The 24,582-nt window shown below is 58.6% G+C and carries 22 protein-coding genes; 19 read left to right on the top strand and 3 right to left on the bottom strand.

The features are described from left to right. Positions 1-100: 100 nt before the first annotated feature. From rpsB to lpxB, 13 genes are all read left to right on the top strand, one after another. Positions 101-868 (top strand): 30S ribosomal protein S2, encoded by a 768-nt coding sequence (gene rpsB, locus M0412_RS05905; RefSeq protein WP_046800236.1) that lies wholly within the window; start codon positions 101-103, stop codon positions 866-868. A gap of 362 nt (positions 869-1,230) precedes the next feature. Then, positions 1,231-2,157 carry a translation elongation factor Ts gene (gene tsf / locus M0412_RS05900; RefSeq protein ID WP_142839686.1) on the top strand — a complete coding sequence of 309 codons (927 nt, stop codon included), beginning with the start codon at positions 1,231-1,233 and terminating at the stop codon, positions 2,155-2,157. A gap of 97 nt (positions 2,158-2,254) precedes the next feature. Continuing rightward, on the top strand, positions 2,255-2,977 hold the full coding sequence (pyrH, locus tag M0412_RS05895) for a UMP kinase (RefSeq protein ID WP_003502561.1): 723 nt from the start codon (positions 2,255-2,257) through the stop codon (positions 2,975-2,977). Positions 2,978-3,043: 66 nt separating this feature from the next. Further along, a complete protein-coding gene (gene frr, locus M0412_RS05890; RefSeq protein ID WP_046800234.1) occupies positions 3,044-3,601 on the top strand; it encodes a ribosome recycling factor in 558 nt (185 codons plus the stop codon). 64 nt (positions 3,602-3,665) lie between these two features. After that, a complete protein-coding gene (locus tag M0412_RS05885) occupies positions 3,666-4,409 on the top strand; it encodes an isoprenyl transferase (RefSeq protein ID WP_269697892.1) in 744 nt (247 codons plus the stop codon). Beyond that, a complete protein-coding gene (locus tag M0412_RS05880) occupies positions 4,409-5,242 on the top strand; it encodes a phosphatidate cytidylyltransferase (RefSeq protein ID WP_142839688.1) in 834 nt (277 codons plus the stop codon). Before M0412_RS05885 ends, M0412_RS05880 begins: the two co-directional genes overlap by 1 nt. A gap of 49 nt (positions 5,243-5,291) precedes the next feature. After that, positions 5,292-6,413 carry an RIP metalloprotease RseP gene (rseP, locus tag M0412_RS05875; protein WP_269698820.1) on the top strand — a complete coding sequence of 374 codons (1,122 nt, stop codon included), beginning with the start codon at positions 5,292-5,294 and terminating at the stop codon, positions 6,411-6,413. A 199-nt stretch (positions 6,414-6,612) separates the two neighbouring features. Then, positions 6,613-8,937 (top strand): outer membrane protein assembly factor BamA, encoded by a 2,325-nt coding sequence (bamA, locus tag M0412_RS05870; protein WP_269697890.1) that lies wholly within the window; start codon positions 6,613-6,615, stop codon positions 8,935-8,937. 49 nt (positions 8,938-8,986) lie between these two features. After that, entirely contained in the window at positions 8,987-10,054 is a 1,068-nt protein-coding gene (lpxD, locus tag M0412_RS05865; RefSeq protein ID WP_142839691.1) for a UDP-3-O-(3-hydroxymyristoyl)glucosamine N-acyltransferase, read from the top strand. Beyond that, positions 10,047-10,514 carry a 3-hydroxyacyl-ACP dehydratase FabZ gene (gene fabZ / locus M0412_RS05860; RefSeq protein WP_142839692.1) on the top strand — a complete coding sequence of 156 codons (468 nt, stop codon included), beginning with the start codon at positions 10,047-10,049 and terminating at the stop codon, positions 10,512-10,514. Before lpxD ends, fabZ begins: the two co-directional genes overlap by 8 nt. Then, a complete protein-coding gene (lpxA, locus tag M0412_RS05855) occupies positions 10,511-11,326 on the top strand; it encodes an acyl-ACP--UDP-N-acetylglucosamine O-acyltransferase (protein WP_142839693.1) in 816 nt (271 codons plus the stop codon). Before fabZ ends, lpxA begins: the two co-directional genes overlap by 4 nt. A 3-nt stretch (positions 11,327-11,329) precedes the next feature. After that, positions 11,330-12,202, top strand: coding sequence for an LpxI family protein (locus tag M0412_RS05850; protein ID WP_269697887.1), 873 nt, complete (start codon positions 11,330-11,332; stop codon positions 12,200-12,202). 4 nt (positions 12,203-12,206) lie between these two features. Further along, entirely contained in the window at positions 12,207-13,388 is a 1,182-nt protein-coding gene (lpxB, locus tag M0412_RS05845; protein WP_269697886.1) for a lipid-A-disaccharide synthase, read from the top strand. A 112-nt stretch (positions 13,389-13,500) separates the two neighbouring features. Here the strand turns inward: lpxB and gltA are convergent, their stop codons facing one another. Further along, entirely contained in the window at positions 13,501-14,790 is a 1,290-nt protein-coding gene (gene gltA / locus M0412_RS05840) for a citrate synthase (protein WP_006312523.1), read from the bottom strand. 307 nt (positions 14,791-15,097) lie between these two features. Here gltA and M0412_RS05835 point away from each other — a divergent pair, with 307 nt between their 5' ends. Then, positions 15,098-17,533, top strand: a complete 2,436-nt coding sequence (locus M0412_RS05835; protein WP_269698818.1) for a ComEC/Rec2 family competence protein — start codon at positions 15,098-15,100, stop codon at positions 17,531-17,533. Between the two features lie 19 nt (positions 17,534-17,552). Here M0412_RS05835 and M0412_RS05830 read toward each other — a convergent pair whose 3' ends face one another. Together M0412_RS05830 and lexA are read right to left on the bottom strand one after the other, a co-directional pair. Then, on the bottom strand, positions 17,553-18,230 hold the full coding sequence (locus M0412_RS05830) for a glutathione S-transferase family protein (RefSeq protein WP_269697869.1): 678 nt from the start codon (positions 18,228-18,230) through the stop codon (positions 17,553-17,555). Positions 18,231-18,643: 413 nt separating this feature from the next. Beyond that, positions 18,644-19,366 (bottom strand): transcriptional repressor LexA, encoded by a 723-nt coding sequence (lexA, locus tag M0412_RS05825; protein ID WP_142839696.1) that lies wholly within the window; start codon positions 19,364-19,366, stop codon positions 18,644-18,646. Positions 19,367-19,578: 212 nt separating this feature from the next. Between lexA and M0412_RS05820 the strand changes: the two genes are divergently transcribed. From M0412_RS05820 to pdhA, 5 genes are all read left to right on the top strand, one after another. After that, positions 19,579-20,460: a VOC family protein gene (locus M0412_RS05820; RefSeq protein ID WP_269697867.1), complete on the top strand. Its 882-nt coding sequence runs from the start codon at positions 19,579-19,581 to the stop codon at positions 20,458-20,460. Beyond that, the gene (gene kdsA, locus M0412_RS05815) at positions 20,460-21,305 is read left to right on the top strand and encodes a 3-deoxy-8-phosphooctulonate synthase (RefSeq protein ID WP_269697866.1); all 846 of its coding nucleotides are present in this window, start codon (positions 20,460-20,462) and stop codon (positions 21,303-21,305) included. The genes M0412_RS05820 and kdsA overlap by 1 nt, the downstream gene beginning before the upstream one ends. A gap of 137 nt (positions 21,306-21,442) precedes the next feature. Next, positions 21,443-22,717, top strand: a complete 1,275-nt coding sequence (gene eno / locus M0412_RS05810) for a phosphopyruvate hydratase (RefSeq protein WP_003512870.1) — start codon at positions 21,443-21,445, stop codon at positions 22,715-22,717. Positions 22,718-23,061: 344 nt separating this feature from the next. Further along, the gene (locus tag M0412_RS05805; RefSeq protein WP_003512872.1) at positions 23,062-23,379 is read left to right on the top strand and encodes a septum formation initiator family protein; all 318 of its coding nucleotides are present in this window, start codon (positions 23,062-23,064) and stop codon (positions 23,377-23,379) included. A 153-nt stretch (positions 23,380-23,532) separates the two neighbouring features. Continuing rightward, positions 23,533-24,576: a pyruvate dehydrogenase (acetyl-transferring) E1 component subunit alpha gene (pdhA, locus tag M0412_RS05800; RefSeq protein WP_046800221.1), complete on the top strand. Its 1,044-nt coding sequence runs from the start codon at positions 23,533-23,535 to the stop codon at positions 24,574-24,576. Positions 24,577-24,582: the final 6 nt, after the last annotated feature.

Genomic DNA, 24,582 nt, shown 5'->3' with positions numbered 1-24,582 from the left:
GATGTTCCGGGAGAAATCCGGTCCGTTCCGCCCGGTGGTATCGATGAAAATCGGTGCTGTTCGCTTCGCGGGGGTTAAACCGGAAAAGGAGTAACAAGGCATGGCATTGCCCGATTTTTCTATGCGCCAGCTTCTGGAAGCTGGTGTTCACTTCGGCCACCAGACGCACCGCTGGAACCCGAAGATGAAGCCGTACATCTTCGGCGACCGTAACAACATCCACATCATCGATCTGGCTCAGACCGTTCCGATGCTGTCGCGCGCCCTGCAGGTCGTGTCCGACACCGTTGCCCGTGGCGGCCGCGTTCTGTTCGTTGGCACCAAGCGCCAGGCGTCGGAAATCATCGCCGACAGCGCAAAGCGCTCGGCCCAGTATTACGTCAACTCCCGCTGGCTCGGCGGCATGATGACCAACTGGAAGACCATTTCGAACTCGATCCAGCGTCTGCGCAAGGTTGACGAAATCCTCAACTCGGAAGGCTCCGGCTATTCCAAGAAGGAACGCCTGAACCTTGAGCGCGAGCGCGAAAAGCTTGAAAAGGCTCTCGGCGGTATCCGCGATATGGGCGGCGTTCCGGACCTGATGTTCATCATCGACACCAACAAGGAAAAGATCGCGATCGAAGAAGCCAAGCGTCTTGGCATTCCGGTCGTTGCGATCATCGACAGCAACTGCGACCCGGATCACATCGACTACCCGATCCCCGGTAACGACGACGCATCGCGCGCCATCTCGCTTTATTGCGACCTGATCGCCCGCGCTGCCATCGACGGTATCGCACGTCAGCAGGGCGCTTCCGGCCGCGACATCGGCGCTGCCGAAGAAGCTCCGATCGAGCCCGCTCTCGAAGACGAGGCTGGCGCCTGATTTAGGCCCTGTCTGGCGGCGATTTCTTGATCGCCGTCTCCTCGACCAGGATATGACAAGGCCGTCAAAGACCTTCAATGGGTTGACGGCCTTGTTCGTTTCATACCGCTCCGTCTCGGTTTTTACGAAGCTGTCGGCGTCTGATGTGGTTGAAACGGAAAGCAGTCTTCATAACGCTGTCACACTTCGGCGGCACCCATCATTTCGATGTATGGAGACGCCGCAGCACTTGGGAATGCGCATACCCCTTTCCTGAAATCCTCTCCGGTTTCAAAGGGTGTGCGGCCGGGTACACTCATCACCCAGAAATTCGGCACGGCAAATTCAGCCGGCTGACCGATCGAACCGATAAGAGGCAAACAATGACCGAAATCACAGCCGCAATGGTGAAGGAACTGCGCGAGAAATCCGGCGCAGGCATGATGGACTGCAAGAAGGCTCTTGCTGAAACCAATGGCGACATGGAAGCGGCGATCGACTGGCTGCGCGCCAAGGGCATCGCAAAGGCCGACAAGAAGTCCGGCCGCACGGCTGCCGAAGGTCTGATCGGCGTCGCCACCATGGGTCACAAGGCTGTTGTTGTCGAACTCAACTCCGAGACCGACTTCGTTGCCCGTAACGACGCGTTCCAGGATCTCATCCGCGGTATCGCCCAGGTTGCCCTCACCACCGACGGCACCGTTGAGGCTGTTTCCGCCGCCAACTACCCGGCGACCGGCAAGAACGTTTCCGACAGCATCAAGGACGCCATCGCCACCATCGGTGAAAACATGACGCTGCGCCGTTCCGCAGCGCTTGAAGTTCCGCACGGCGTTGTCGCGACCTACGTTCACAACGCTGCCGGCGACGGCATCGGCAAGCTCGGCGTTCTCGTTGCCCTGAAGTCGGAAGGCGACAAGGCTGTCCTGAACTCGATCGGCCGTCAGGTTGCCATGCACATCGCTGCAACCAACCCGCTCGCCATCCGCGCTGAAGAAGTTGACGCTGCTGTTGCTGAACGCGAACGCAACGTCTTCATCGAACAGGCTCGCGAATCCGGCAAGCCGGAAGCCATCATCGAAAAGATGGTTGATGGCCGCATGCGCAAGTTCTTCGAAGAAGTCGCCCTTCTGTCGCAGGCTTTCGTCATCAACCCCGACATCACTGTCGGCGCTGCCGTCAAGGAAGCTGAAAAGGAAGCTGGCGCTTCCATCGAAGTGACCGGCATGGTTCGTCTTCTCCTCGGCGAAGGCGTCGAGAAGGAAGAAAGCGATTTCGCAGCAGAAGTCGCCGCAGTCGCCAAGGGCTGATTATATTTACCCAATCTTGGGAAAACGGGAGGGCATCGCGTGACAACGCGGTGCCCTTCGTGTATCCGCGTTTCGGTTACATTTCCGAGGAGTCATGATGTCTTCCAAGCCGATCTACAAACGTGTTCTTCTCAAGGCTTCCGGTGAAGCCCTTATGGGTGATCAGGGTTTCGGTATCGATGTGGCGGTGGCCGACCGGATCGCCTCCGATATTGCCGAGGCAAGGGCGATGGGCGTTGAAGTCGGCGTCGTCGTCGGCGGCGGCAATATTTTCCGCGGCGTCGCCGTGGCCTCCAAGGGTGGCGATCGCGTCACCGGCGACCATATGGGCATGCTGGCAACCGTCATCAATGCACTGGCGCTCGCAACCTCGCTTCGCAAGCTCAGCATCGACACCGTCGTTCTCTCCGCAATCGCCATGCCTGAAATCTGCGAGAGCTTCTCGCAGCGCGCCGCTCTTCACCATCTCGCGCAGGGTCGCGTGGTGATTTTTGCCGGCGGCACCGGCAACCCCTTCTTCACCACCGATTCCGCCGCGGCGCTGCGCGCCGCCGAAATGGGCGCCGAGGCGATCTTCAAGGGCACGCAGGTGGACGGCATTTATTCTGCCGATCCGAAGAAGGACCCGACGGCCACCCGTTTCGACGAGCTGACCCATAGCGAAGTGCTCGGCAAGGGCCTGGCGGTGATGGATATCGCGGCTGTGGCACTTGCCCGCGAAAACCATATCCCGATCATTGTCTTCTCGATCCACGAGAAGGGCGGTTTCGCACAGATATTGACCGGCGGCGGCCGCAAGACCATCGTGCACGACAAGTAATCAAAAAAACATGCCGCCCCCGGGGCGAATTCCGGCCATTATGGCCGACAGAGATGGAGTATCTAGATGAGTGGTATTGACCTCAACGATATCAAGCGCCGCATGGATGGCGCCATCAATGCGTTCAAGAGCGATATAGCATCGCTGCGCACCGGTCGTGCTTCGGCCAACATTCTCGACCCGGTGACCATCGAGGCCTATGGCTCGCGTGTGCCGCTCAACCAGGTGGCAAACATCACCGTTCCCGAGCCGCGCATGCTTGGCGTCAACATCTGGGACAAGTCGATGGTCAATGCCGTCGACCGCGCCATTCGCGAATCCAATCTCGGCCTGAACCCGATCGTCGACGGCCAGAACCTGCGAATTCCGCTGCCTGAACTCAACGAAGAGCGCCGCAAATCGCTCGTCAAGGTGGCTCACGACTATGCCGAAAAAGCCAAGGTGGCGATTCGCCATGTGCGCCGCGACGGCATGGATGGCCTGAAAAAAGCCGAAAAGGACGGTGACATCGGTCAGGACGAAAGCCGCGGACAGTCCGAAAAGGTCCAGAAAATGACCGACGACACGATTTCCGAGATTGAACGCTTGCTTGGCGAGAAGGAAAGGGAAATCATGCAGGTCTAATATCCCTTGTGATAGACCTGTATTTTATTCGTTTTAATTTCGCACTGCCTGTTACTGGATCGATATGCCGACGACGACACGTTCCTCAATACCCGAGCACGTCGCCATCATCATGGATGGAAATGGGCGTTGGGCAAAACAGCGCGGTCTTCCGCGCGTAATGGGGCATCGCCGCGGGGTTGAGGCCGTGCGCGAAACCGTGCGTGCGGCCGGCGACTGCGGCATCCGTTATCTCACGCTGTTTGCTTTCTCCTCGGAAAACTGGCGCAGGCCGGAATCCGAGGTGAGCGATCTTATGGGGCTTCTGAAGGCCTTCATCCGGCGCGACCTTGCGGAACTGCATCGTGAAAACGTCCGTGTGCGCATCATCGGCGACCGGCAGGGCCTGAAAAACGACATCCGCTGCCTTCTTGAAGAAGCCGAACAGATGACGGCTGACAACACCAAGCTGACGCTGGTGATCGCCTTCAATTACGGCAGCCGTGACGAGATTACCCGCGCCACCATGGCGATTGCCCGCGATGTCGCCGAAGGCCGGCTGGATGCGGCATCGATCACGCCGGAGATGATCTCGGCGAGACTTGATACGTGCGGAATGCCGGATCCCGATCTCATCATCCGCACCAGCGGCGAAGAACGCCTGTCGAATTTCCTGCTCTGGCAGGCGGCCTATTCCGAGTTCCTGTTCGTTCCGGAATATTGGCCCGACTTCGACCGGCAGCTGTTCTTTTCTGCAATCGAGCAATATGCAACGCGTAATCGCCGCTTCGGCGCCATCGCCGAGCCGGTTGCCGTGGCAGGCGCCTGATGAGCCGTGAACTCAGACTGCGGATCGTGTCCGCAATCGTCATGGCGGCGGTCATATTGGCCGCCACCTGGTATGGCGGCATCCTGTTCCGCATCGTGGCCGGTCTTCTGGCGATCCTCATCTATTATGAGTGGTCGACGATTACTCGGCTGTCCGAAACCAACTCCACCGGCAATGCCTGGGGCTGGTTTGCGGTTGCCGTCATCGCCGGCAACACGATTTTTGGCGAACCTTCGCTTGATCTGCCGCTGCTGTCGGGCTTTACGCTGACGGCAGCACTTTTCCCCGTTCTGCGCGGCAGGAACTGGTGGCTGGTGGGCGGCATCATCTATGCCGGTCTCAGCGGCATTTCGCTGGCTGCCATTCGTGGTGACGAGTTGACCGGCTTCGTCTCCATCCTGTTCATTTTCGCCGTTGTCTGGTCGACGGATATTCTTGCTTATTTCGTTGGGCGCGCCATTGGCGGGCCAAAGCTCGCGCCGGCGATTTCTCCCGGCAAGACCTGGTCCGGCGCGATTGGTGGCGCCGTGGCCGCGCTGATCGGCGGCGGTGCGGTATCGCTCGCCTATCACGGCAGGATCAGTCTGCTGGTGCTTGGGCTCGCGCTTATCCTCTCCGTCTTCAGCCAGATTGGCGATCTTTTCGAATCCTTCGTGAAACGGCGTTTCCAAGTCAAGGATTCCAGCCATCTCATCCCGGGCCATGGTGGCTTCATGGACCGTGTTGACGGTCTTGTTTTCGCCTGCTTTACGGTATTCCTCATTGCTTTCGTGCATGCGGCGGCAACCGGCGACGTGCCCGGATCGGGCGGCGGTCTCCTGCCGGGCTTTTAAGCGGCACGAAAGGTCACGACATAAAGGGCAGATTGTCATGAACACAGTAATGGCGGCGACCGGTTTTTTTACCGGCTACATCGTGCCCTTCATCCTGGTGCTTTCCCTGCTCGTTTTCGTCCATGAAATGGGCCATTATCTCGTCGGCCGCTGGAGCGGCATTCGCTCCACCGCATTCTCCATCGGCTTCGGCCCGGAGCTGATCGGCTTTACCGACCGGCATGGCACGCGCTGGAAGATTTCCGCGATCCCTCTCGGCGGCTACGTCAAGTTCTTCGGCGATGAAGATGCCGCGAGCAAGCCGGACAGTTCCGGCATGTCGCATATGTCGCTCGAGGAAAGGGCGCAGACACTTGCCGGCGCAAAATTGTGGAAACGGGCGGCAACGGTTGCGGCGGGGCCCATCGCCAACTTCATCCTGGCGATTCTCATCTTTGCGGTTCTGTTCGGTGTTTATGGCCGGATGATCGCCGATCCTGTCGTGGCCGAGGTGCGTGAAAACAGCGCTGCCGCAGCGGCAGGCGTGCGCCCCGGTGACCGTCTGGTGGCGATCGATGGTGAAAAGGTCATGACCTTCGAGGATGTCCGTCGTTACGTCGGCATCCGGCCGGGCACGCCGATCACCGTGACTGTCGAAAGGGCAGGCGAGGAGCTGAAGCTGCCGATGGTGCCGACCCGCACCGAGACGACGGACCAGTTCGGCAACAAGCTGGAAATGGGCATCATCGGCATCGTCACCGACCAGACCAGTGGCAACTTCCGCCATATTGAATATTCGACGTCTGAGGCCCTGCTTGAGGGCGTGCGCGAGACGGGCCACGTCATCACCGGCACCTTCAACTATATCGGCAATCTCGTGACCGGCCGCATGAATGCCGATCAGCTGGGTGGTCCGGTCCGCGTTGCGCAGGCATCCGGCCAGATGGCAACACTCGGCATTGCAGCCGTCATCCAGCTCGCCGCCGTGCTTTCAGTGTCGATCGGACTTCTCAACCTGATGCCTGTCCCGGTTCTGGACGGTGGGCACCTGGTGTTTTATGCCATCGAGGCCATTCGCGGCAGGCCGCTTGGCGCCGGAGCGCAGGAAGTTGCCTTCCGTATCGGCATGGCGATGATTCTGGGACTTATGGTTTTTGCAACATGGAATGATATCAGCAGCTTGATCGGCTGAGAATTGTGTTTTAACGGTTTTGTTAGGGGCTTGTTTACCTTGTTTTTATGCCGAAGTGGCGAATGAGCCACTCTGGATCACGAAGTAAACAGAATTTAACGTTCTGACTTGCTTGTAGGGGAAAAGCAGGTAAAACGACGCACATGGCCGGAGTCGGGTTCCGCCCGCTGAGGGACAACGTAAAAAGGTAAGATTTGAAATGAAGGCTGGTTCAAGATTTTTGAACGCTGTGTCGGCGGTTGCGCTGTCTGCTGGTGTTTCTTCGGTTGCGGGCCTTGGCGTGCTTGCCTCTGCTGGTGCTGCAAATGCAGCCGTTATCAGCAAGATCGATGTTCGCGGGGCCGAGAGGTCCGGTGCGGACTCCGTGCGTTCCAACATCACCATTGCGCCGGGTAAAAACTTTTCCAATTCGGATATCGATGAATCGGTGAAGCGTCTTTACGCCACCGGTTACTTCTCGAATGTCTCCATGCGCGTTTCCGGCAGCACGCTGGTCGTGACCGTCAACGAGAACCAGCTGGTCAACCAGGTTGTCTTCAACGGTAACCGCAAGATCAAGGACGACAAGCTCGCCGGCATCGTGCAGACCCAGTCGCTCGGCCCGTTCAATCAGGCGATCGTGACTGCGGATATCGCCCGCATCAAGGAGGCTTATGGCGCAATCGGCCGCAGCGACGTCGAAATCACCACGCAGACCGTTTCCGTCGGTCAGGGCCGTGTGAACATCGCTTTCGTCATCAACGAAGGTGAGCGCACCAAGATCGGCCGCATCGATTTCGTCGGCAACAATTCCTATAGCGACGGTCGTCTGGCCGCCGTCATCAATACCAAGAAGTCCAACATGCTGTCGTTCCTGACACGTAAGGACGTCTATAACGAGGACAAGCTGCGCGCCGACGAAGAGGCGCTGCGCCAGTTCTATTACAACCGCGGTTATGCCGACTTCCGGGTCGTGTCGTCCGACGCTGTACTGGATGAGTCCAAGAACGAATACACCATCTCCATCACGGTGGATGAAGGCAAGAAATACGACTTCGGCAACGTCACTGTCGAATCGACTGTTCCGGGTGTCGATGGTTCTGAACTGCAGGGTCTCGTTGAAACCCGCCAGGGCGCCAGCTACAGCGCCAAAGAAGTTCAGCAGAGCATGGAAGCGATTTCCAAGCGCGTTGCCGGCGAAGGTTATCCCTTTGCCCGCGTAACGCCGCGCGGTGACCGCGATATGTCCGGCAACACCATCGGCGTGACCTATATCGTCGACCAGGGCGAACGCGCCTATGTCGAGCGTATCGAAATCCGCGGCAACACCCGTACGCGTGACTATGTCATCCGCCGCGAATTCGATATTTCCGAAGGCGATGCATTCAACCAGACGGTCATCACGGCGGCAAAGCGTCGTCTTGAAGCGCTCGGTTATTTCTCGAAGGTCAACATCTCAACCGCCGGCGGCAGCGCGCCTGACCGCGTTGTCATCGTTGTCGACGTTGAGGATCAATCGACGGGTTCGTTCGGTATCGGTGCTGGTTATTCGCAGAACGACGGCGTTCTGCTTGAAGCATCCATCGAAGAAAAGAACTTCCTCGGCCGCGGCCAGTACATCCGTCTCGCTGCCGGTGCGGGCGAAGACGATGCGCGCAGCTACACGCTGTCCTTCACCGAGCCGTATTTCCTTGGCTACCGTCTGGCCGCAGGTTTCGATCTGTTCAAGAGCCAGAGCCGCAGCGAAGACTATTACGATTACGACGAACAGGGCTTCGCGCTGCGTGTGACCGCGCCGATCACCGAAGACCTCTCGACGACGTTCAAGTATACTTACAAGCAGATCAATTATGATGGGGAAGGCGATTGGGAAAACAATTCCAATCTTGCAGAGCCATATCAGGCGCTGATTAAAGGTGGTGACTGGACGCAGTCCATCATCTCCAACACGCTGAACTACAATACGCTCGACGACCGCAACATGCCGCGCGAAGGCTGGCAGGCTGCCCTGACGAACGAATTTGCAGGCCTCGGTGGCGATTCCGAATATTACAAGATCTACGCCAAGGCGCGCTTCTTCTACACGCTGTCGGACGAGTACGATGTTATCGGCTCGATCACCGGTCAGGCGGGTCATGTTATGCCGACGGGCGACAATCTGCTGGTATTCGATCAGTTCAAGTTCGGTGGCCGTCAGGTTCGCGGCTTCAAGAACGACGGTATCGGCCCGCGCATTGGTTCTGACTCCATCGGCGGCACGACCTACTTCGCGGCCTCCGCTGAAGTCACTGCTCCGATGCCTGGCGTTCCGGAAGATTTCGGCCTGCGTCTGGCTGGTTTCGTCGATGCCGGCACCATGTATGGCAACAAGGTTTCTACGTCTCAGACTGTCCAGGATGACAACTCCATCCGCGCATCCGCTGGTATCGGCGTGATGTGGGCATCGCCCTTCGGTCCGATCCGTGTTGACTATGCTGTACCGATCGCCAAGGAAGACTACGACGAGGAACAGCGTTTCCGGTTTGGCATGTCCAACACTTTCTGATATCGGCAGTCCAGAACTGCAACTTTGAACGTTCTGGAGTTTCCGGCTAATGGAATACAACGCCTTTTTTCCGCCCCATGATGGATTGCGATTGAAAGATATCGCAGACCGTTTTGGGGCGGAACTGTCTGATGAGGCGGCGGGTGAGCGGACTATCAGGTCTGTCGCGCCGGTCTACCGGGCAAAACCCGATCAGCTCTGCTATATTCTCTCCCGCAAGAACCGCGATGAGCTGGTAAGCTGCGAGGCTGGTGCCGTCATCTGCGACGCTGCGCTGGCGAATATGGTGCCGTCTCACATTCCCGCACTGATATCGAAAAATCCGCATACGCTTTTTGCGCAGGTGGGTGCGTTGCTGCATCCCTCCGCCATGCGGCCCGCGACGATTGCGCCGATGGAAGCCGAGATTTCTCCGGCTGCCCATGTTGATCCGTCGGCGAAGCTGGAAGCGGGCGTGATCGTTGAGCCACTCGCCGTCATTGGCGCAGGCGCTCACATTGGCGCGGGTACACGGATTGGCCCGGGTGTCATCATCGGGCCGCATGTGCAGGTTGGGCGTGATTGCACCATTTCCGGTGGCGCGAGCATTCTTGTCGCCCTCATCGGCAACAATGTGATTATCCATAATGGCGCGCGCATCGGTCAGGATGGGTTCGGTTACGCTCCCGGTCCCCGCGGCATGCTGAAAATCGTGCAGATCGGCCGCGTCATCATTCAGGACAATGTCGAGATCGGCGCCAATACCACGATCGATCGCGGCACCATGGATGACACCGTCATCGGTGAAGGCACAAAGATCGACAATCAGGTCCAGATTGGTCACAACGTGCGCATCGGCCGCCATTGTGGCATCGTCAGCAAGGTCGGCATTGCGGGCAGCACCCGCATTGGCGATGGCGTAATGATCGGCGGTGCGGCGGGCGTTAATGGCCATATCACCATTGGTGACGGTGTGCAGATCGCAGCCATGAGTGGTGTGGTCGCCGATGTTCCGGCCGGCGCCCGTTATGGCGGAACGCCTGCACGCCCGATGAAATATTTCCTGCGCGACATGGCCGAAATTCTGGCACGCGCTGAAGCGCGTGATAAAAAAACAGGAGAAAAAAACAATGACTGAAGAAACGAAGACGGCGCTCGGCGCGGCTGACATTCTGGAAGTCATGAAGCTTCTGCCGCATCGTTACCCGTTCTTGCTGATCGACAAGATCATCGATATCGATGGTAACAACTCGGCGACCGGCATTAAGAACGTCACGGTCAACGAACCGCATTTCACCGGCCATTTTCCGGACCGGCCGATCATGCCAGGCGTTCTGATCGTCGAAGCCATGGCCCAGACGGCAGGTGCGATATGCGCTCGCAGTCAGGGCGAGGGCGGTCACCTGGTCTACTTCATGACAATCGACAATGCGCGTTTCCGCAAACCCGTTATCCCCGGCGACCGGCTGGAGATCCACGTCGTCAAGCAGCGTCAGCGCGGCAATGTGTTCAAATTCCATTGCGAGGCGAAGGTGGATGGCGCGCTGGTTGCGGAGGCTGATGTCGGTGCGATGATGATCCCCGAGGACCAGCAATGAGCAGGATCGCCGCCTCGGCCAAAATTCACCCGACCGCCGTTGTCGAAGACGGTGCGGTTATCGGTGAAAATGTCGTCATCGGCGCGCTCAGCTATGTCGGCGCAAAGGTCACGCTGCATGATGATGTCATATTGCACAATCATGCCATCGTTTCTGGCGTAACCGTCATCGGCCGTGGATCAGTGATCCATCCCATGGCCGTCATCGGCGGCACCCCGCAGGCGGTTCGCCATGATGGATCGGAAACGACGCTCGAGATCGGCGAACGCTGTATCATGCGCGAAGGCGTGACGATGAACGCCGGCAGTTCCGATGGCAGCGGCAAGACAATTGTCGGTGACGATAATCTGTTCCTGGCCAATTCGCATGTGGCGCATGATTGCCGCCTCGGCAATCACATCATCCTGTCGAACAATGTGATGCTGGCGGGCCATGTGACTATCGAAGACCGCGCCATCCTGGGCGGCGGCTGTGCCGTGCACCAGTTCACCCGCATCGGTCGTCAGGCCTTTATCGGCGGGCTGTCGGCGGTTAATTACGATGTCATTCCCTATGGCATGCTGAACGGCAATCCCGGCATTCTTGGCGGCCTCAATGTGGTCGGCATGACGCGTGCCGGCATTGAACGGGCGGATATTCACAAGGTCCGGCGCGTCTACAAGCAGATTTTCGAGGCTGAAGGTACGATCCGCGGTAACGCGGCGGCAATCGATCGCAATGAATATCTGGATTGCCCGCAGGCCCTCGAAGTCATCGATTTCATCGGCGCGGGCAGCGACCGCGCGATCTCTTCGCCCAATCGGGGCAAGTGAGCCGTGACAGGCGGCGGGCGTCTCGCCATCGTGGCCGGCAGCGGCCAGCTGCCGCTTTATGTGGCGACCGCCGCCCGCGAGATGGGTGAAAACCCTTTCATCGTGCGCCTGCGCGATGATTCCAGCTTCGACTGGAGCGGCTTCGACAATGCTGTCATCAGCGTGGGCGACGTCGCAGGGCTCGGCCGTTTGCTGCGTGAAAACCGGGTGGACCGCGTCGTGCTTTCCGGCGCCGTGGCGCGACGGCCGGAATGGCGGGAGATCCGCCCGACGGTCGGCATCGTGCTGAAACTGCCCTCCATCGTCCGCACGCTTTTGTCGGGCGGTGATGACGCCGTGTTGCAGATGGTGATCAAGGTCATCGGCACGCTCGGCGCAAAGGTCATCGGCGCCCACGAGATTGCGCCCGGCCTGCTTGCCACGACAGGTACTTTGGGCACGCAGAAACCCACGGATGAAGATCTGCGCGATATTCGCAAGGCGGCTGAGGCGGCACTTGCGCTTGGCACGCTTGATGTCGGGCAGGGGGCGGTCTCGGTCGGCGGTCGCATCGTTGCGCTGGAAGGCGTTGAGGGCACCGATGCCATGCTGGCACGTGTTGCGGCACTGCGTGCCGAAGGCCGCATATCGCCCCGCCGCAAGGGCGTATTGGTGAAGCTCTGCAAGCCGCAACAGGATATCCGCGCTGACCTGCCGACCATCGGTATCGAAACCGTGGAAAACGCGCAGAAAGCCGGACTGGCGGGCATCGCCGTCGAAGCGGGACGGGCGCTGGTGCTGGACCGCGACGAGATGTTGAAAGCCGCCGATCAGGCGGGCATATTTGTCTGCGGCATCGATACGTCACTCGGTGGTGATATGATCGGGGAGAGATGATCGGATGACGGCGACATTAAAAGTGGCGGTTATTGCCGGGGAAGTGTCTGGCGATCTTCTGGGCGCAGATCTGATCCGCTCCCTCAAAGCCCGATATCCGGGCTCCGTTGAGCTGATGGGCGTCGGCGGCGAGGCGCTGGAGGCGCAGGGGCTGACCTCGCTGTTCGATTATTCCGAACTCTCCATCATGGGCTTCACGCAAGTCCTCAAAAAGCTGCCGAAACTCATTGCGCGCATCAATCAGACTGCGCAGGCGATCATCGCCGCAAAGCCGGATATTCTGTTGATCATTGACAGCCCGGATTTCACGCATCGTGTTGCGAAAAAAGTCCGCAAGCAATTGCCGCATCTGCCGGTCGTCAACTATGTCTGCCCCAGTGTCTGGGCGTGGAAGGAATATCGCGCCACCGCGATGTTGTCCTATGTCGATCACGTTCTTGCCTTGCTGCCCTTTGAGCCGGAGGCGATGCGGCGTCTGGGCGGCCCGCCGACCACCTTTGTCGGCCATCGTCTCAGCGTCGATCCCGATGTGCTGGCGGTGCGGCAAAAGCGGGCGGAACGCCCCCTTCCGGCCAAGGGCGAAGCCAAGACCATTCTTCTGCTGCCCGGGTCGCGCTCCACGGAAACCACGCGGTTGATGGAGCCATTTCGGGAGGCCGCAAAGGCCTTTGTGGAACGCAACGGTCCAACCCGTTTCGTGCTGCCCACCGTGCCGCGTCAGGAAAACCGTATTCGCGAGCTGGCGGCAACATGGCCGGAAGATATAAGGCCTGAAATCGGCATCGATTCCGCCTTCAAATGGAACGCGTTTGCGCTTGCCGATGCGGCAATCGCCGCCTCCGGCACTGTCATTCTCGAACTGGCGCTTGCCGGCGTGCCGACCGTTTCTGTTTATAAGACCGACTGGATTTTCACCATGCTGAGCAAGCGGGTAAAAACTTGGACGGGCGCACTTCCGAACCTGATTGCCGACTACCCGGTTGTGCCGGAATATCTCAACGAGGTGGTGCGGCCAGGGTCCATGCTGCGCTGGGCAGAGCGGCTTGCATCTGACACAACAGAGCGGCGGGCCATGCTTGACGGTTATGCTTTGGTGCAGCAGCGTCTGCACACCGATGTGCCTCCGGGCGAAACCGGTGCTGCCATTCTGCTCGATGTGCTGAACGGCCGCAGACAGCAAGGCTGATACAGGCTTGGCCGTCTTGGCCACCGGTCGAACGTGTTTATCTTACCGAAATACCCAATAAAAAAGGCCGGCGGATTTTCACCCGCCGGCCTTTGATGTTTTGATTGCCGGTTTAGCGCTTGGAAACCGGAACGTAATCGCGCTTGCCGGCGCCCGTGTAGAGCTGGCGCGGACGGCCGATGCGCTGCTGCGGATCTTCGATCATTTCGTTCCACTGTGCGATCCAGCCGACGGTGCGGGCGAGCGCGAAGAGAACGGTGAACATGGTGGTGGGGAAGCCCAGCGCCTTCAGCGTGATGCCGGAATAGAAGTCGACATTCGGGTAGAGCTTCTTTTCAACGAAGTAGGGGTCGGAAAGGGCGATCTTTTCCAGTTCCAGCGCAACCTGCATGATCGGATCGTCAGAATTGCCGGTGGCTTCCAGCACTTCATACATCGTCTTCTGCATGATCTTGGCGCGCGGGTCGTAGTTCTTGTACACGCGGTGGCCAAAGCCCATCAGGCGGAACGGATCGTTCTTGTCCTTGGCGCGGGCGATGTATTCCGGAATACGGTCAACAGAGCCGATTTCGTTCAGCATGTTGAGCGCCGCTTCGTTGGCGCCGCCATGTGCAGGACCCCAGAGGCAGGCGATGCCCGCCGCAATACAGGCGAACGGGTTTGCACCCGAAGAACCGGCAAGACGCACCGTGGAGGTGGAGGCGTTCTGCTCGTGGTCGGCATGCAGGATGAAGATGCGGTCCATGGCGCGGGCCAGAACCGGATCGACCTTGTAATCCTCGCACGGCACCGCAAAGCACATGTGCAGGAAGTTGGAAGCGTAATCCAGATCGTTCTTCGGATAAACGAAGGGCTGGCCGATATGGTACTTATAGGCCATGGCGGCGATCGTCGGCATTTTCGCGATCATGCGCAGCGAAGCGACCATGCGCTGGTGCGGATCGGTAATGTCGGTCGAGTCGTGGTAGAAGGCTGAGAGAGCACCGACCGTGCCGCACATGACGGCCATCGGATGCGCATCGCGACGATAGCCGGTGAAGAAACGGCTCATCTGCTCGTGCACCATGGTGTGGCGCGTAACGCGGGTGTCGAAGTCCTTCTTCTGCGCAGCCGTCGGCAGTTCGCCGTAAAGCAGCAGATAGCAGGTTTCCAGGAAGTCGCCCTGTTCGGCGAGCTGCTCGATCGGGAAGCCGCGGTGAAGGAGAACGCCTTCGTCACCGTCGATATAGGTGATCTTGGATTCGCAGGAGGCCGTCGACGTGAAACCCGGGTCGTAAGTGAAGGAGCCCGTGTGCTTGTAGAGCGTGGCGATATCGACGACGCTTGGTCCAATCGTGCCTTCCCTTACCGGGAGTTCCACCTGCTTTTCGCCAAGTGTCACTGTAGCGCTTTTTTCCGTCATACTGATCCTCCGAGAACATGCGGGTGGAGGCGTTGAGACACGCCTCGCGGTTAAGCGTCTACCGATTAGCTATATGATCCTTGCGCCGATGCCAAGCTATTCGAAGGTCAAATTGTGCATTGCGGCAAACGCAATTACGTTGCTTGCGGCATTATCGGCCATGGCAATTCAATCTCGGTCAACGCGCGGTTAAAGGAAAGGATTGCAATCCTTCCCGCCGCCCTGCAAACCTGTTTCCGGTGCGGCAGGGGCGCGGCGCGGATTGCTTGGTCAAGGGGAAAAAAAGCATCTCGGATATGCCGAAACGTTGCAGGGTGAGTTGCCCGGCGCGCATGAAATCCTGTTTCCCGTTCACCGTGCCGGCGATCTTGTGGCTTATGATCTGCCCACCCGTGTTGTCAGGCGCAATCTCAAGGCTGTCATCACCGAAAAAGTTGCCGGCTGTGTCGCCGAGGAACGCGCATTCGGCCATGATTTCCTTTTCGTTCCCGTCTTTATCGGCTGCGGCGCGATCCTGTGGTTTTCCCTTGATGTCACGCCGTCCTTGCCTGCTCTCGCCATCATGTTCCTGCTTGCTGCCGGTCTGGCGCTGTTTAGCCGATATAATAACGGCCTGTCGGCGGCGACCTGCAGCGCTGCCGCTTTTCTTCTGCTGGGCATGCTTCTGGCGGATGTTGAAACCCGGCGGGCGGGAACCGTGGTACTGGATACCCCGGTTACAACCACCATCACCGGCACGGTGGTGCGCCGGGAAGTGGATGCGCGCGGTTCCTGGCGATATGTCATTCAGCTGGCTGCGACCGAAGCGCCAGCATTGTCGCGTCCGCCGGCGAGAATCTCGCTGATGTCCCGTGGCGGAGGTGACCCCGTTGCACTTGGCGCGACCATTCAAGGCAAGGCCCGACTGTCGCCGCCTTCCGGCCCTGCTTTGCCGGGTCTGAATGACTTCGCCTTCGCTTCCTATTTCAAAGGTATTGGTGCGACCGGATTTTTCTACAAACCGCCGCAGGCACTCATATCACCAAGGGGCGACATCAAAGTCGAAACGGGCTGGCTGGAATGGGCGGATATGCGGCTTTATGGCCTGCGCAGCGCCATTGCAGAGCGCATCCGCTATGTCATTGGCGGTGACGCCGGAGCCTTCGCCGCGTCCATCGTCACTGATGAGAGACAGGCGATCTCGGCCGATACGATGGAGGCATTGAGGCTTTCCGGCCTTGCCCATATCGTTGCCATATCCGGGCTGAACATGGCACTTGCCGCAGGCATTTTTTTTGTGGGGCTGAGGCTGACCTTCAGCTTGTTTCCCGCTTTTGCGCAGCGCTGGCCCGTCAAGAAGATTTCGGCTTTCGCGGCACTCTTGATGACGCTCGCCTATTACCTGATTTCCGGTTTCGCCGTCTCCGCCGAGCGCGCCTGGCTGATGATGTCGGTGATGCTGATCGCGGTTCTTTTCGATCAGCCGTCGCTCAGTCTCCGGAATGTCGCTATTTCGGCTCTCATCATCCTTGTCTTTTCGCCTTCGGAAATCATGGGGCCGAGTTTCCAGATGTCGTTTGCCGCGACCATCGCGCTCGTATCCACCTATGCCTGGTGGGGCCGCCGGCGCGGCGATCACGAGCGACTGTTGATCGGACGCAGACCGGTATGGATGACGGCGGCGCAAATGGCAGGAACCATCATTGGCGGGGTCATTACCACGTCGCTGATTGGCGGAGTTTCGACGGCGATCTATTCGGCCGAGCATTTCCATCGTGTCACCACCTATGGACTTTTCGCCAATCTGGCTGCCATGCCGCTGATGTCGCTGATCGTCATGCCCTTTGGCCTGCTCGCCATGCTGCTGATGCCGTTCGGGCTCGACGGGCCGTTCCTGAAGATCATGGGTTATGGCATGGCGCTTGTCATCGAAGTCGCCAATGAAGTGGCGTCCTGGGGCGGCAGTGCAGCAACGGGGCGGCCGCATGAGTGGTTCATTGGTCTCGGCTCCGCCGGTTTCCTGCTGCTCACCTTGCTGCGCAGCCGGCTTGCATTGCTTGGTATTCCGCTTCTTGTTTCCGCCTTCGGCCTGTCGGCGGCCACGGCCTATCGCGATGGCCCGGATCTGCTCATTCACGAGGAGGGGGAACTGGTGGCGCTGCTGGACGACGGCAAAGCCTATACGACAAAAACGCGACCGCAGGACTTCGTATACGGCCAGTGGCAAAGAGCACTCCTGTTGCCGGAACAGCCCGTTCCACCGGTCAATCTCAAAGCGGAGGCCGCAATAACCAGTGTAGGATTGACCACAAAATCAAAACTTACGCCGGAGGAGACGAGGGCGGTGACACGGCAGATGACGGCAGCGCTGAAAGATGCGGAACCCGGCGTCTTCACCTGCAGCAAAGGCATATGGTGCGTGGCGCGCGCCGGGAGCGGGGAGTGGATCGTCGTTCTGGAAGACGGCCGGTTTGCCGGAAAAGCCTGCGACATCGCCGATATTGTCGTCGTTTCCCGCAGGACCTCGTTTTCACAATGCCGCTCAGGTGCGCTTCTGCTCAACCGGGATATATTGCGGCGCATTGGTTCGGTGGAAATAAACTTTGCCGACAGCGATCAGCCTGCGGTCGTCGGACGGCTGCGCGCGGCGATTGCCGGGGCGGACAGGCCATGGAGCGAGCACCGCTATTACAACTGGAAAACCGACCGTTTCGAATACGAGGTGCCGGAACCAGTCAGGCAGTTGCTGGCGACACCGCAATGAACGTCGCCAGCATGGATATTCAGACCTTCACACGCAGATCGGCAGTCATTTCACCAATGCCGCCGATTTCCTCCTCATGCGCCGCATCGCGCCAGATCTCATTCAAACCGGCTTCATACCATTCACGCATGGCGGGCAGGGCCAGCAGCCGGTCGCAATAGGCTTTTGCCGCAGGTGAAAGATCAGCGCCATAGGTCTGGAAACGGAACGCGACAGGGCAGAAGAAAGCATCGACCGCCGTGAATTTCTGACCGGCAAGATAAGGACCGCCGAATTTTGTCAGACCTTCGCTCCATAGCGCATCGATGCGCTTTATGTCTGCCGCAAGCCCGGCATCGCCACCCTTCGGCTTGACCCGAATACCGACCGACATCGGATAAAGATTGCGCAGCGAGGAAAAGCCGGCATGCATTTCACTCGCCGCCGAACGCGACCATGCCCGCGCCTGCTTGTCGCCTGCCCAGACGCCCTGGTGCCGTTCTGCGAGATATTCGGCGATCGACAGCGTTTCCCATATCGTCACGCCATCATCGACAAGGCAAGGCACTTTGCCGGTCGGCGAGAAGCTGGAAAAGGCGACACCTTCGCCAAACGGAACAAGTTTTTCATCAAAGGCGATACCCAGAGTGCGCATCAACACCCACGGCCGCAGTGACCATGAAGAGTAGTTCTTGTTGGCGATGTAAAGATCGTACATGGCTTATCTCCCGGATATGACGCGCATTTCTATACCTGTCGGGGCATGATGGAATATCGAAAATAATCCATGGCACTCATAAATCGCGTTGATGAATGGCAGGGGCTTTGCATCGAGTGTCACCATTCGGTGGCAGCGTCAGGCCGGCCGCATCCCGCAAGCGTCAACGACCTCACGCGATCAGAAGTCCACGGCGTACGACGCATTGGTGATAACAGGCCGGTGAGGAGTGCGCGACAAAGATATCCATATGAAACTGGAACTGATCTTTACCAGACGAGATGTATCCGTCTGCGGGAAGAATAGGAGTGCCCGAGACTCACATGGTCAGTCGAACTAAGAAATTGCCGTTATCTTCGACAGGCGCCGCCGCATGACGACACCTGTCTCGAGAGAATGACGGCCAATTCAGATCAATGGTAACGGCGTATAAGCCCGACCAGCTTGCCTTGAATTTTTACCCGGTCAGGCCCGAAGATACGGGTTTCATAAGCGGGGTTGGCGGCTTCCAGCGCGATGGAAGCGCCCTTGCGGCGGAACCGCTTCAGCGTCGCTTCCTCGTCATCCACCAGTGCCACGACGATATCGCCCGGATTGGCGGTATTGCTGTTGCGGATGATGACGGTATCGCCGTCGAAAATCCCCGCCTCGATCATCGAATCGCCCTTAACTTCGAGCGCGTAATGTTCACCCGAACCCAGCATGTCCACCGGTACGGCAACATCATGGGTGTTGTTCTGGATGGCGGAAATCGGCACGCCGGCGGCGATGCGGCCCATGACCGGCACCGTGGCAGCACCACCGAGATCGTTGGCGGGCGCCTTGGGCGCAGGTGCGGGTTCCGGTGCCTTCGGTTTGCCGAGGCTGCCTTCGATGACGCTTGGCGAAAAGCCGCGCTGCGGCCTCGCACCAGGCGCATAGGCCTCCGGTAGCTTGATGACTTCCAGCGCCCGTGCCCTGTTAGGTAGCCGGCGAATAAAGCCGCGCTCTTCGAGGGCGGTTATCAGCCGGTGGATGCCGGATTTGGAAGCAAGATCGAGTGCGTCCTTCATTTCATCGAAGGAGGGCGGCACGCCGGACTCTTTCATTCGTTCATGAATGAAGAGAAGCAATTCCTGCTGTTTGCGCGTGAGCATGAGGAAAACACCCTTGAGAATCGTAGTGGAGGTCGCGAAACAAATACAGAACGAACACTATATGTTCCATATGTGTTCCGCAATCCCCTAAAATTTCGTGAAGCTGCTATCTGTTGTTTTGATAATTTGCCTGAAAGCACGAAATTGTGCTTTTCTGCCGTCCGGACTGTTCCGGCATGGCCATGCCGCATGCGACAGGAGGAAGCAGGGAAATGACGAAACCATACCACATCGACCATCTCGTATTGCCTGTCGAGCACATCGACATTGCGGCAAATCGCCTTGGAAACCTGGGATTTACGGTAGCGCCTGCGGCTCTTCACCCCTTCGGCACGCAGAATGCCTGCGTTTTTTTCGCCGATGGAACGTATCTGGAGCCTCTCGCAATCGCTAACCCGGCTAACTATAATGCATCGATTGATCGCGGAGATGTGTTCACCGGGCGGGACCAGGCCTTCCGGAAACAGGTTGCAGGCGAGGGATTTTCCGCTCTGGTCGCTGCGACACAGGACGCTCGTGGCGATCACGACCGATTCGTAGCCGCGGGCCTCTCGGCCGGGAATGGCTTTGAATTTTCGCGGCCGGTCAAAATGCCGGATGGTTCGCAGAGCGAGGCGGCCTTCCGGCTGGCTTTTGCAGCAGGCGGTTCCGCGGAGGATTTCTTTCTGTTCAGTTGCCAGCGGCTGCAGGCCCTGCCGGGCGACCGCTCAGTGCTGGAGCGCCATGCTAACGGCGTTTCCGGTCTCAGCGAGATCGTCCTGTTTTCCGGTGGTGATGCGAATGCGGTGCGGCTAATCGAAACTGTTTTCGGCTGTGATGGCAAAATGTCCCCGGATGGTGATGTGCTTTTCGCAACCGGCAATGCCCGCATAAGACTGACGCAAAAGCCGGTCTTCGGCGGACATGCCTTTAATATTCCCGAAGAGGGCGGCGGTGGATTGCGCGGCGCAGGCATCGTCTTTTCCGTTCGCGATCTTGCCGTGACAGAAGCGGTACTTGCTGCTAATGGCGTGTCCAGCACAGAAGCGGCTGGCCGGCTGGTGGTGCCCGCAGCACCCGGTCAGGGCGTTGCCTTCGCCTTCGAGGAAAAATGATGAGCGTTACGAACAATCTCAAAGTCACCGCCGGCGATGGCGCCAGCAAGGTCTCCTTTTCCAATACCGAGCGTTTTTCGCTGATTGCCGGCCCCTGCCAGATGGAAAGCCGCGAACATGCCTTCATGATTGCCGGCGTGCTGAAGGAACTTTGCGACAGCCTGGGCATCGGCCTCGTTTATAAATCCTCCTTCGACAAGGCGAACCGCACGTCGCTTTCCGGCAAGCGCGGCATCGGCCTTGACAGCGCGATGCAGGTTTTTACCGATCTGAAGAAGGAATACGGTTTTCCTGTTCTGACTGACATTCACACCGAGGAACAATGCACTATCGTATCCGAAGTGGTGGATGTGTTGCAGATTCCTGCCTTCCTCAGCCGCCAGACCGATCTTCTCGTCGCCGCCGCCAGGACCGGCCGCGTCATCAACGTCAAGAAGGGCCAGTTTCTGGCGCCCTGGGACATGAAAAACGTGCTGGCCAAGCTCAACGAAAGCGGCAACCCGAATGTGCTCCTGTGCGAGCGCGGCGCGTCCTTCGGTTACAACACGCTGGTCTCCGACATGCGCTCGCTGCCGATCATGGCTTCGCTCGGCGCGCCTGTTGTCTTCGACGCCACCCATTCGGTGCAGCAGCCGGGCGGGCAGGGCGGTTCCACCGGCGGCCAGCGCGAATTCGTCGAGACGCTTTCGCGCGCGGCCGTGGCGGTCGGTGTCGCCGGCCTCTTCATCGAGACTCATGAGGACCCGGACAATGCACCGTCTGACGGCCCCAACATGGTGCACCTGAAGGACATGCCGAAACTGCTGGAAAAGCTTCTGGCCTTTGACGCGATCACCAAAGCCTGAGGCCGTGCGTTTCGTTTGTGCCAATCGATTTTAAATGGCGGGCGCTCCGTTTCTGCCGCCCGCCGTCATTGTAATTTCTTCGTCATCGTCTAAGACAGGCGACGGAAAATATCTGTTCCATTCCCAAGGGAGAGACCATGACTGCCATTACCGATATCATCGCGCGCGAAATTCTCGACAGCCGCGGCAACCCGACTGTTGAAGTCGATGTTTACCTCGAAGACGGCTCCATGGGCCGTGCGGCCGTTCCCTCCGGCGCCTCGACCGGCGCGCATGAAGCGGTTGAGCTGCGCGATGGCGGCAAGCGTTATCTCGGCAAGGGCGTGGAAAAGGCGGTTGAAGCCGTCAATACGGAAATCTTCGACGCCATCGGCGGTTTCGACGCTGAAAACCAGATCCAGATCGACCAGATGATGATCGCGCTTGACGGTACGCCGAACAAGTCGCGCATCGGCGCCAACGCCATCCTCGGTGTGTCGCTCGCTGTCGCCAAGGCTGCAGCCGAAGCCTCCGGCCTGCCGCTTTACCGTTATGTCGGTGGCCCGAACGCGCATCTGCTGCCGGTTCCGATGATGAACATCATCAATGGCGGCGCGCATGCCGACAACCCGATCGATTTCCAGGAATTCATGATCCTGCCGGTTGGCGCGGAGAACATCCGTGAAGCCGTGCGCATGGGCTCGGAAGTGTTCCATACGCTCAAAAAAGAACTGTCCGCACAGGGCCACAACACCAATGTCGGCGATGAGGGCGGTTTTGCACCGGGTCTCGAAAGCGCGCCGGCAGCACTCGATTTCATCATGAAGTCGATCGAAAAGGCTGGCTACCGTCCGGGCGACGACATGTTCATCGGTCTTGACTGTGCTGCGACCGAATTCTTCAAGAACGGCAACTACGTTTATGAAGGCGAAGGCAAGACCCGTTCGCCGATCGAGCAGGCCGAATATCTGGCTGAACTCGTTGCCAAGTATCCGATCATCTCCGTCGAAGACGGCATGGCGGAAGACGACTGGGACGGCTGGAAGGCTCTGACCGATCTCATCGGCAACAAGTGCCAGCTGGTCGGCGACGACCTCTTCGTCACCAACTCCGCCCGCCTTCGCGATGGTATCAAGATGGGTGTCGCAAACTCCATCCTCGTCAAGGTCAACCAGATCGGCTCGCTCTCCGAGACGCTCGATGCAGTTGAGACCGCACACAAGGCTGGTTACACCGCCGTCATGTCGCACCGTTCGGGCGAGACGGAAGATTCCACCATCGCCGATCTCGCTGTTGCGACGAACTGCGGTCAGATCAAGACCGGCTCGCTTGCCCGTTCCGACCGGCTCGCAAAGTACAACCAGCTGATCCGCATCGAAGAAATGCTGGGTCCGCAGGCTGCCTACGCCGGCCGTTCGATCCTGCGCGGTTAATTCCGGCAGTATTGGTTTGTGATGCGGCCCGCCGCCTTGGCGGGCTCATTCAGAGGCGAGCGGTAGCATCCGCATTCAGTTACCCGGACCTGATCCGGGGTCTAGCGCGATCAAGTCCTTGATCGCGAAAGACTCTCCCCACAGCGCAGACGCGCTGTGGCTGGATGCCGGATCAAATCCGGCATGACGAGGGTTCTTTTGACGTCGCTGCCGTTCTTAGCCCGCCCTCCGGCGGGCTTTTTTCATGCCCAATTGCCAATCGCAATTTAAGGTCAACGGATAGTTAAACAATCCGGCTTAGTCTCGAGACTCAAAGGTTATGCGTTTTAAGGCTTCTCTGCGGCATGTGGACCAGACATCATAAAAAGAGACGATTCGGCCGTTTGATCGTTCCGGCCATCACGATCGCTTTTCTTTCCTATTTCGGCTATCATTCCATCCATGGCGACTTCGGCCTTCAGGCAACGGAGCGGCTGGAGCGGCAGCGTATTGCCAGAACAGCGGAGCTTGCAAAGCTGACGCAGGCGCGTGTAGCGCTGGAGCGGCAGGTGGAATTGCTGAGCGACGGCTCGCTGGAGCGGGACATGATTGATGAAATTTCCCGTTACCAGCTGAATATGTCCCGCACGGACGAAATTGTCATCATGAACACATATTTCTGATTAACCGAAATCTGGTTAATTTAACATTTGTGATTTATTCACAGCATCTTAGCGTGAATATGTGCCATGCGTTTAAAGCATTGCTGCATGGCATTTTCTTGCATATGGTACGCGCCAATCTATCCATTCAAACGGCAACTCAGGGAGGGATGAATGGCGCCGCGAAAACCAGCGACCGTATCCGGCCGCAAGACCACGGCAAAGGCTGCAACCGAATTCACCGGCAAGAACAGCCCGGACTTCTCGAAGGAAGACGAACTTCACGCCTATCGTGAAATGCTGCTCATCCGCCGTTTCGAGGAAAAGGCCGGCCAGCTCTATGGCATGGGCTTCATCGGTGGTTTCTGTCACCTCTACATTGGCCAGGAGGCCGTCGTGGTCGGCATGCAGATGTCGCAGAAGGAAGGTGATCAGGTCATCACCGCCTATCGTGACCATGGCCACATGCTGGCTCTCGGCATGAGCGCCCGTGGCGTCATGGCCGAGCTGACCGGCCGCAAGGGCGGCCTGTCGAAGGGCAAGGGCGGCTCCATGCACATGTTCTCCAAGGAGAAACATTTCTATGGCGGCCACGGCATCGTCGGCGCACAGGTTTCGCTTGGAACCGGTCTTGCCTTCGCCAACCGTTATCGTGGCAACGACAATGTTTCCGTGACCTACTTCGGTGATGGCGCTGCCAACCAGGGCCAGGTCTATGAGAGCTTCAACATGGCTGCTCTCTGGAAACTGCCGATCATCTATATCGTTGAAAACAACCGTTATGCGATGGGCACCTCGACCGCCCGCGCCACCGCACAGTCGAATTATTCGCTGCGCGGCCAGTCTTTCGGCATTCCCGGCATCCAGGTGGATGGCATGGATGTGCGCGCCGTCAAGGCCGCCGCCGACCAGGCACTGGAATATTGCCGCTCCGGCAAGGGGCCGATCATTCTTGAAATGCTGACCTACCGTTACCGTGGTCACTCCATGTCCGACCCGGCGAAATACCGTTCCAAGGACGAAGTGCAGAAGATGCGCTCCGAACACGACCCGATCGAGCAGGTCAAGGCACGGCTTCTGGAGCAGGGCTGGGCAAGCGAAGACGAACTCAAGGCCATCGACAAGGATGTCCGTGATATCGTCGCCGACAGCGCCGACTTTGCCCAGAACGACCCAGAGCCGGATGCGTCCGAGCTTTACACCGACATTCTGCTCTGATCGGGA

This window comes from Agrobacterium sp. O3.4, from assembly GCF_041414895.1.
Classification (GTDB): Bacteria; Pseudomonadota; Alphaproteobacteria; order Rhizobiales; family Rhizobiaceae; genus Agrobacterium; species Agrobacterium cucumeris.
This window is presented reverse-complemented; position numbering and strand designations above follow the sequence as displayed.

Coding starts and splice junctions, on each gene's coding strand:
- gltA (WP_006312523.1), bottom strand. CDS start 14,790: ATGACGGAAAAAAGCGCTACAGTGACACTTGGCGAAAAGCAGGTGGAA.
- rpsB (WP_046800236.1), top strand. CDS start 101: ATGGCATTGCCCGATTTTTCTATGCGCCAGCTTCTGGAAGCTGGTGTT.
- M0412_RS05885 (WP_269697892.1), top strand. CDS start 3,666: ATGCCGACGACGACACGTTCCTCAATACCCGAGCACGTCGCCATCATC.
- lpxD (WP_142839691.1), top strand. CDS start 8,987: ATGGAATACAACGCCTTTTTTCCGCCCCATGATGGATTGCGATTGAAA.
- kdsA (WP_269697866.1), top strand. CDS start 20,460: ATGAGCGTTACGAACAATCTCAAAGTCACCGCCGGCGATGGCGCCAGC.
- M0412_RS05830 (WP_269697869.1), bottom strand. CDS start 18,230: ATGTACGATCTTTACATCGCCAACAAGAACTACTCTTCATGGTCACTG.
- lexA (WP_142839696.1), bottom strand. CDS start 19,366: ATGCTCACGCGCAAACAGCAGGAATTGCTTCTCTTCATTCATGAACGA.
- pdhA (WP_046800221.1), top strand. CDS start 23,533: ATGGCGCCGCGAAAACCAGCGACCGTATCCGGCCGCAAGACCACGGCA.
- M0412_RS05805 (WP_003512872.1), top strand. CDS start 23,062: ATGTGGACCAGACATCATAAAAAGAGACGATTCGGCCGTTTGATCGTT.
- pyrH (WP_003502561.1), top strand. CDS start 2,255: ATGTCTTCCAAGCCGATCTACAAACGTGTTCTTCTCAAGGCTTCCGGT.
- tsf (WP_142839686.1), top strand. CDS start 1,231: ATGACCGAAATCACAGCCGCAATGGTGAAGGAACTGCGCGAGAAATCC.
- lpxB (WP_269697886.1), top strand. CDS start 12,207: ATGACGGCGACATTAAAAGTGGCGGTTATTGCCGGGGAAGTGTCTGGC.
- fabZ (WP_142839692.1), top strand. CDS start 10,047: ATGACTGAAGAAACGAAGACGGCGCTCGGCGCGGCTGACATTCTGGAA.
- rseP (WP_269698820.1), top strand. CDS start 5,292: ATGGCGGCGACCGGTTTTTTTACCGGCTACATCGTGCCCTTCATCCTG.
- M0412_RS05880 (WP_142839688.1), top strand. CDS start 4,409: ATGAGCCGTGAACTCAGACTGCGGATCGTGTCCGCAATCGTCATGGCG.
- M0412_RS05820 (WP_269697867.1), top strand. CDS start 19,579: ATGACGAAACCATACCACATCGACCATCTCGTATTGCCTGTCGAGCAC.
- lpxA (WP_142839693.1), top strand. CDS start 10,511: ATGAGCAGGATCGCCGCCTCGGCCAAAATTCACCCGACCGCCGTTGTC.
- frr (WP_046800234.1), top strand. CDS start 3,044: ATGAGTGGTATTGACCTCAACGATATCAAGCGCCGCATGGATGGCGCC.
- eno (WP_003512870.1), top strand. CDS start 21,443: ATGACTGCCATTACCGATATCATCGCGCGCGAAATTCTCGACAGCCGC.
- bamA (WP_269697890.1), top strand. CDS start 6,613: ATGAAGGCTGGTTCAAGATTTTTGAACGCTGTGTCGGCGGTTGCGCTG.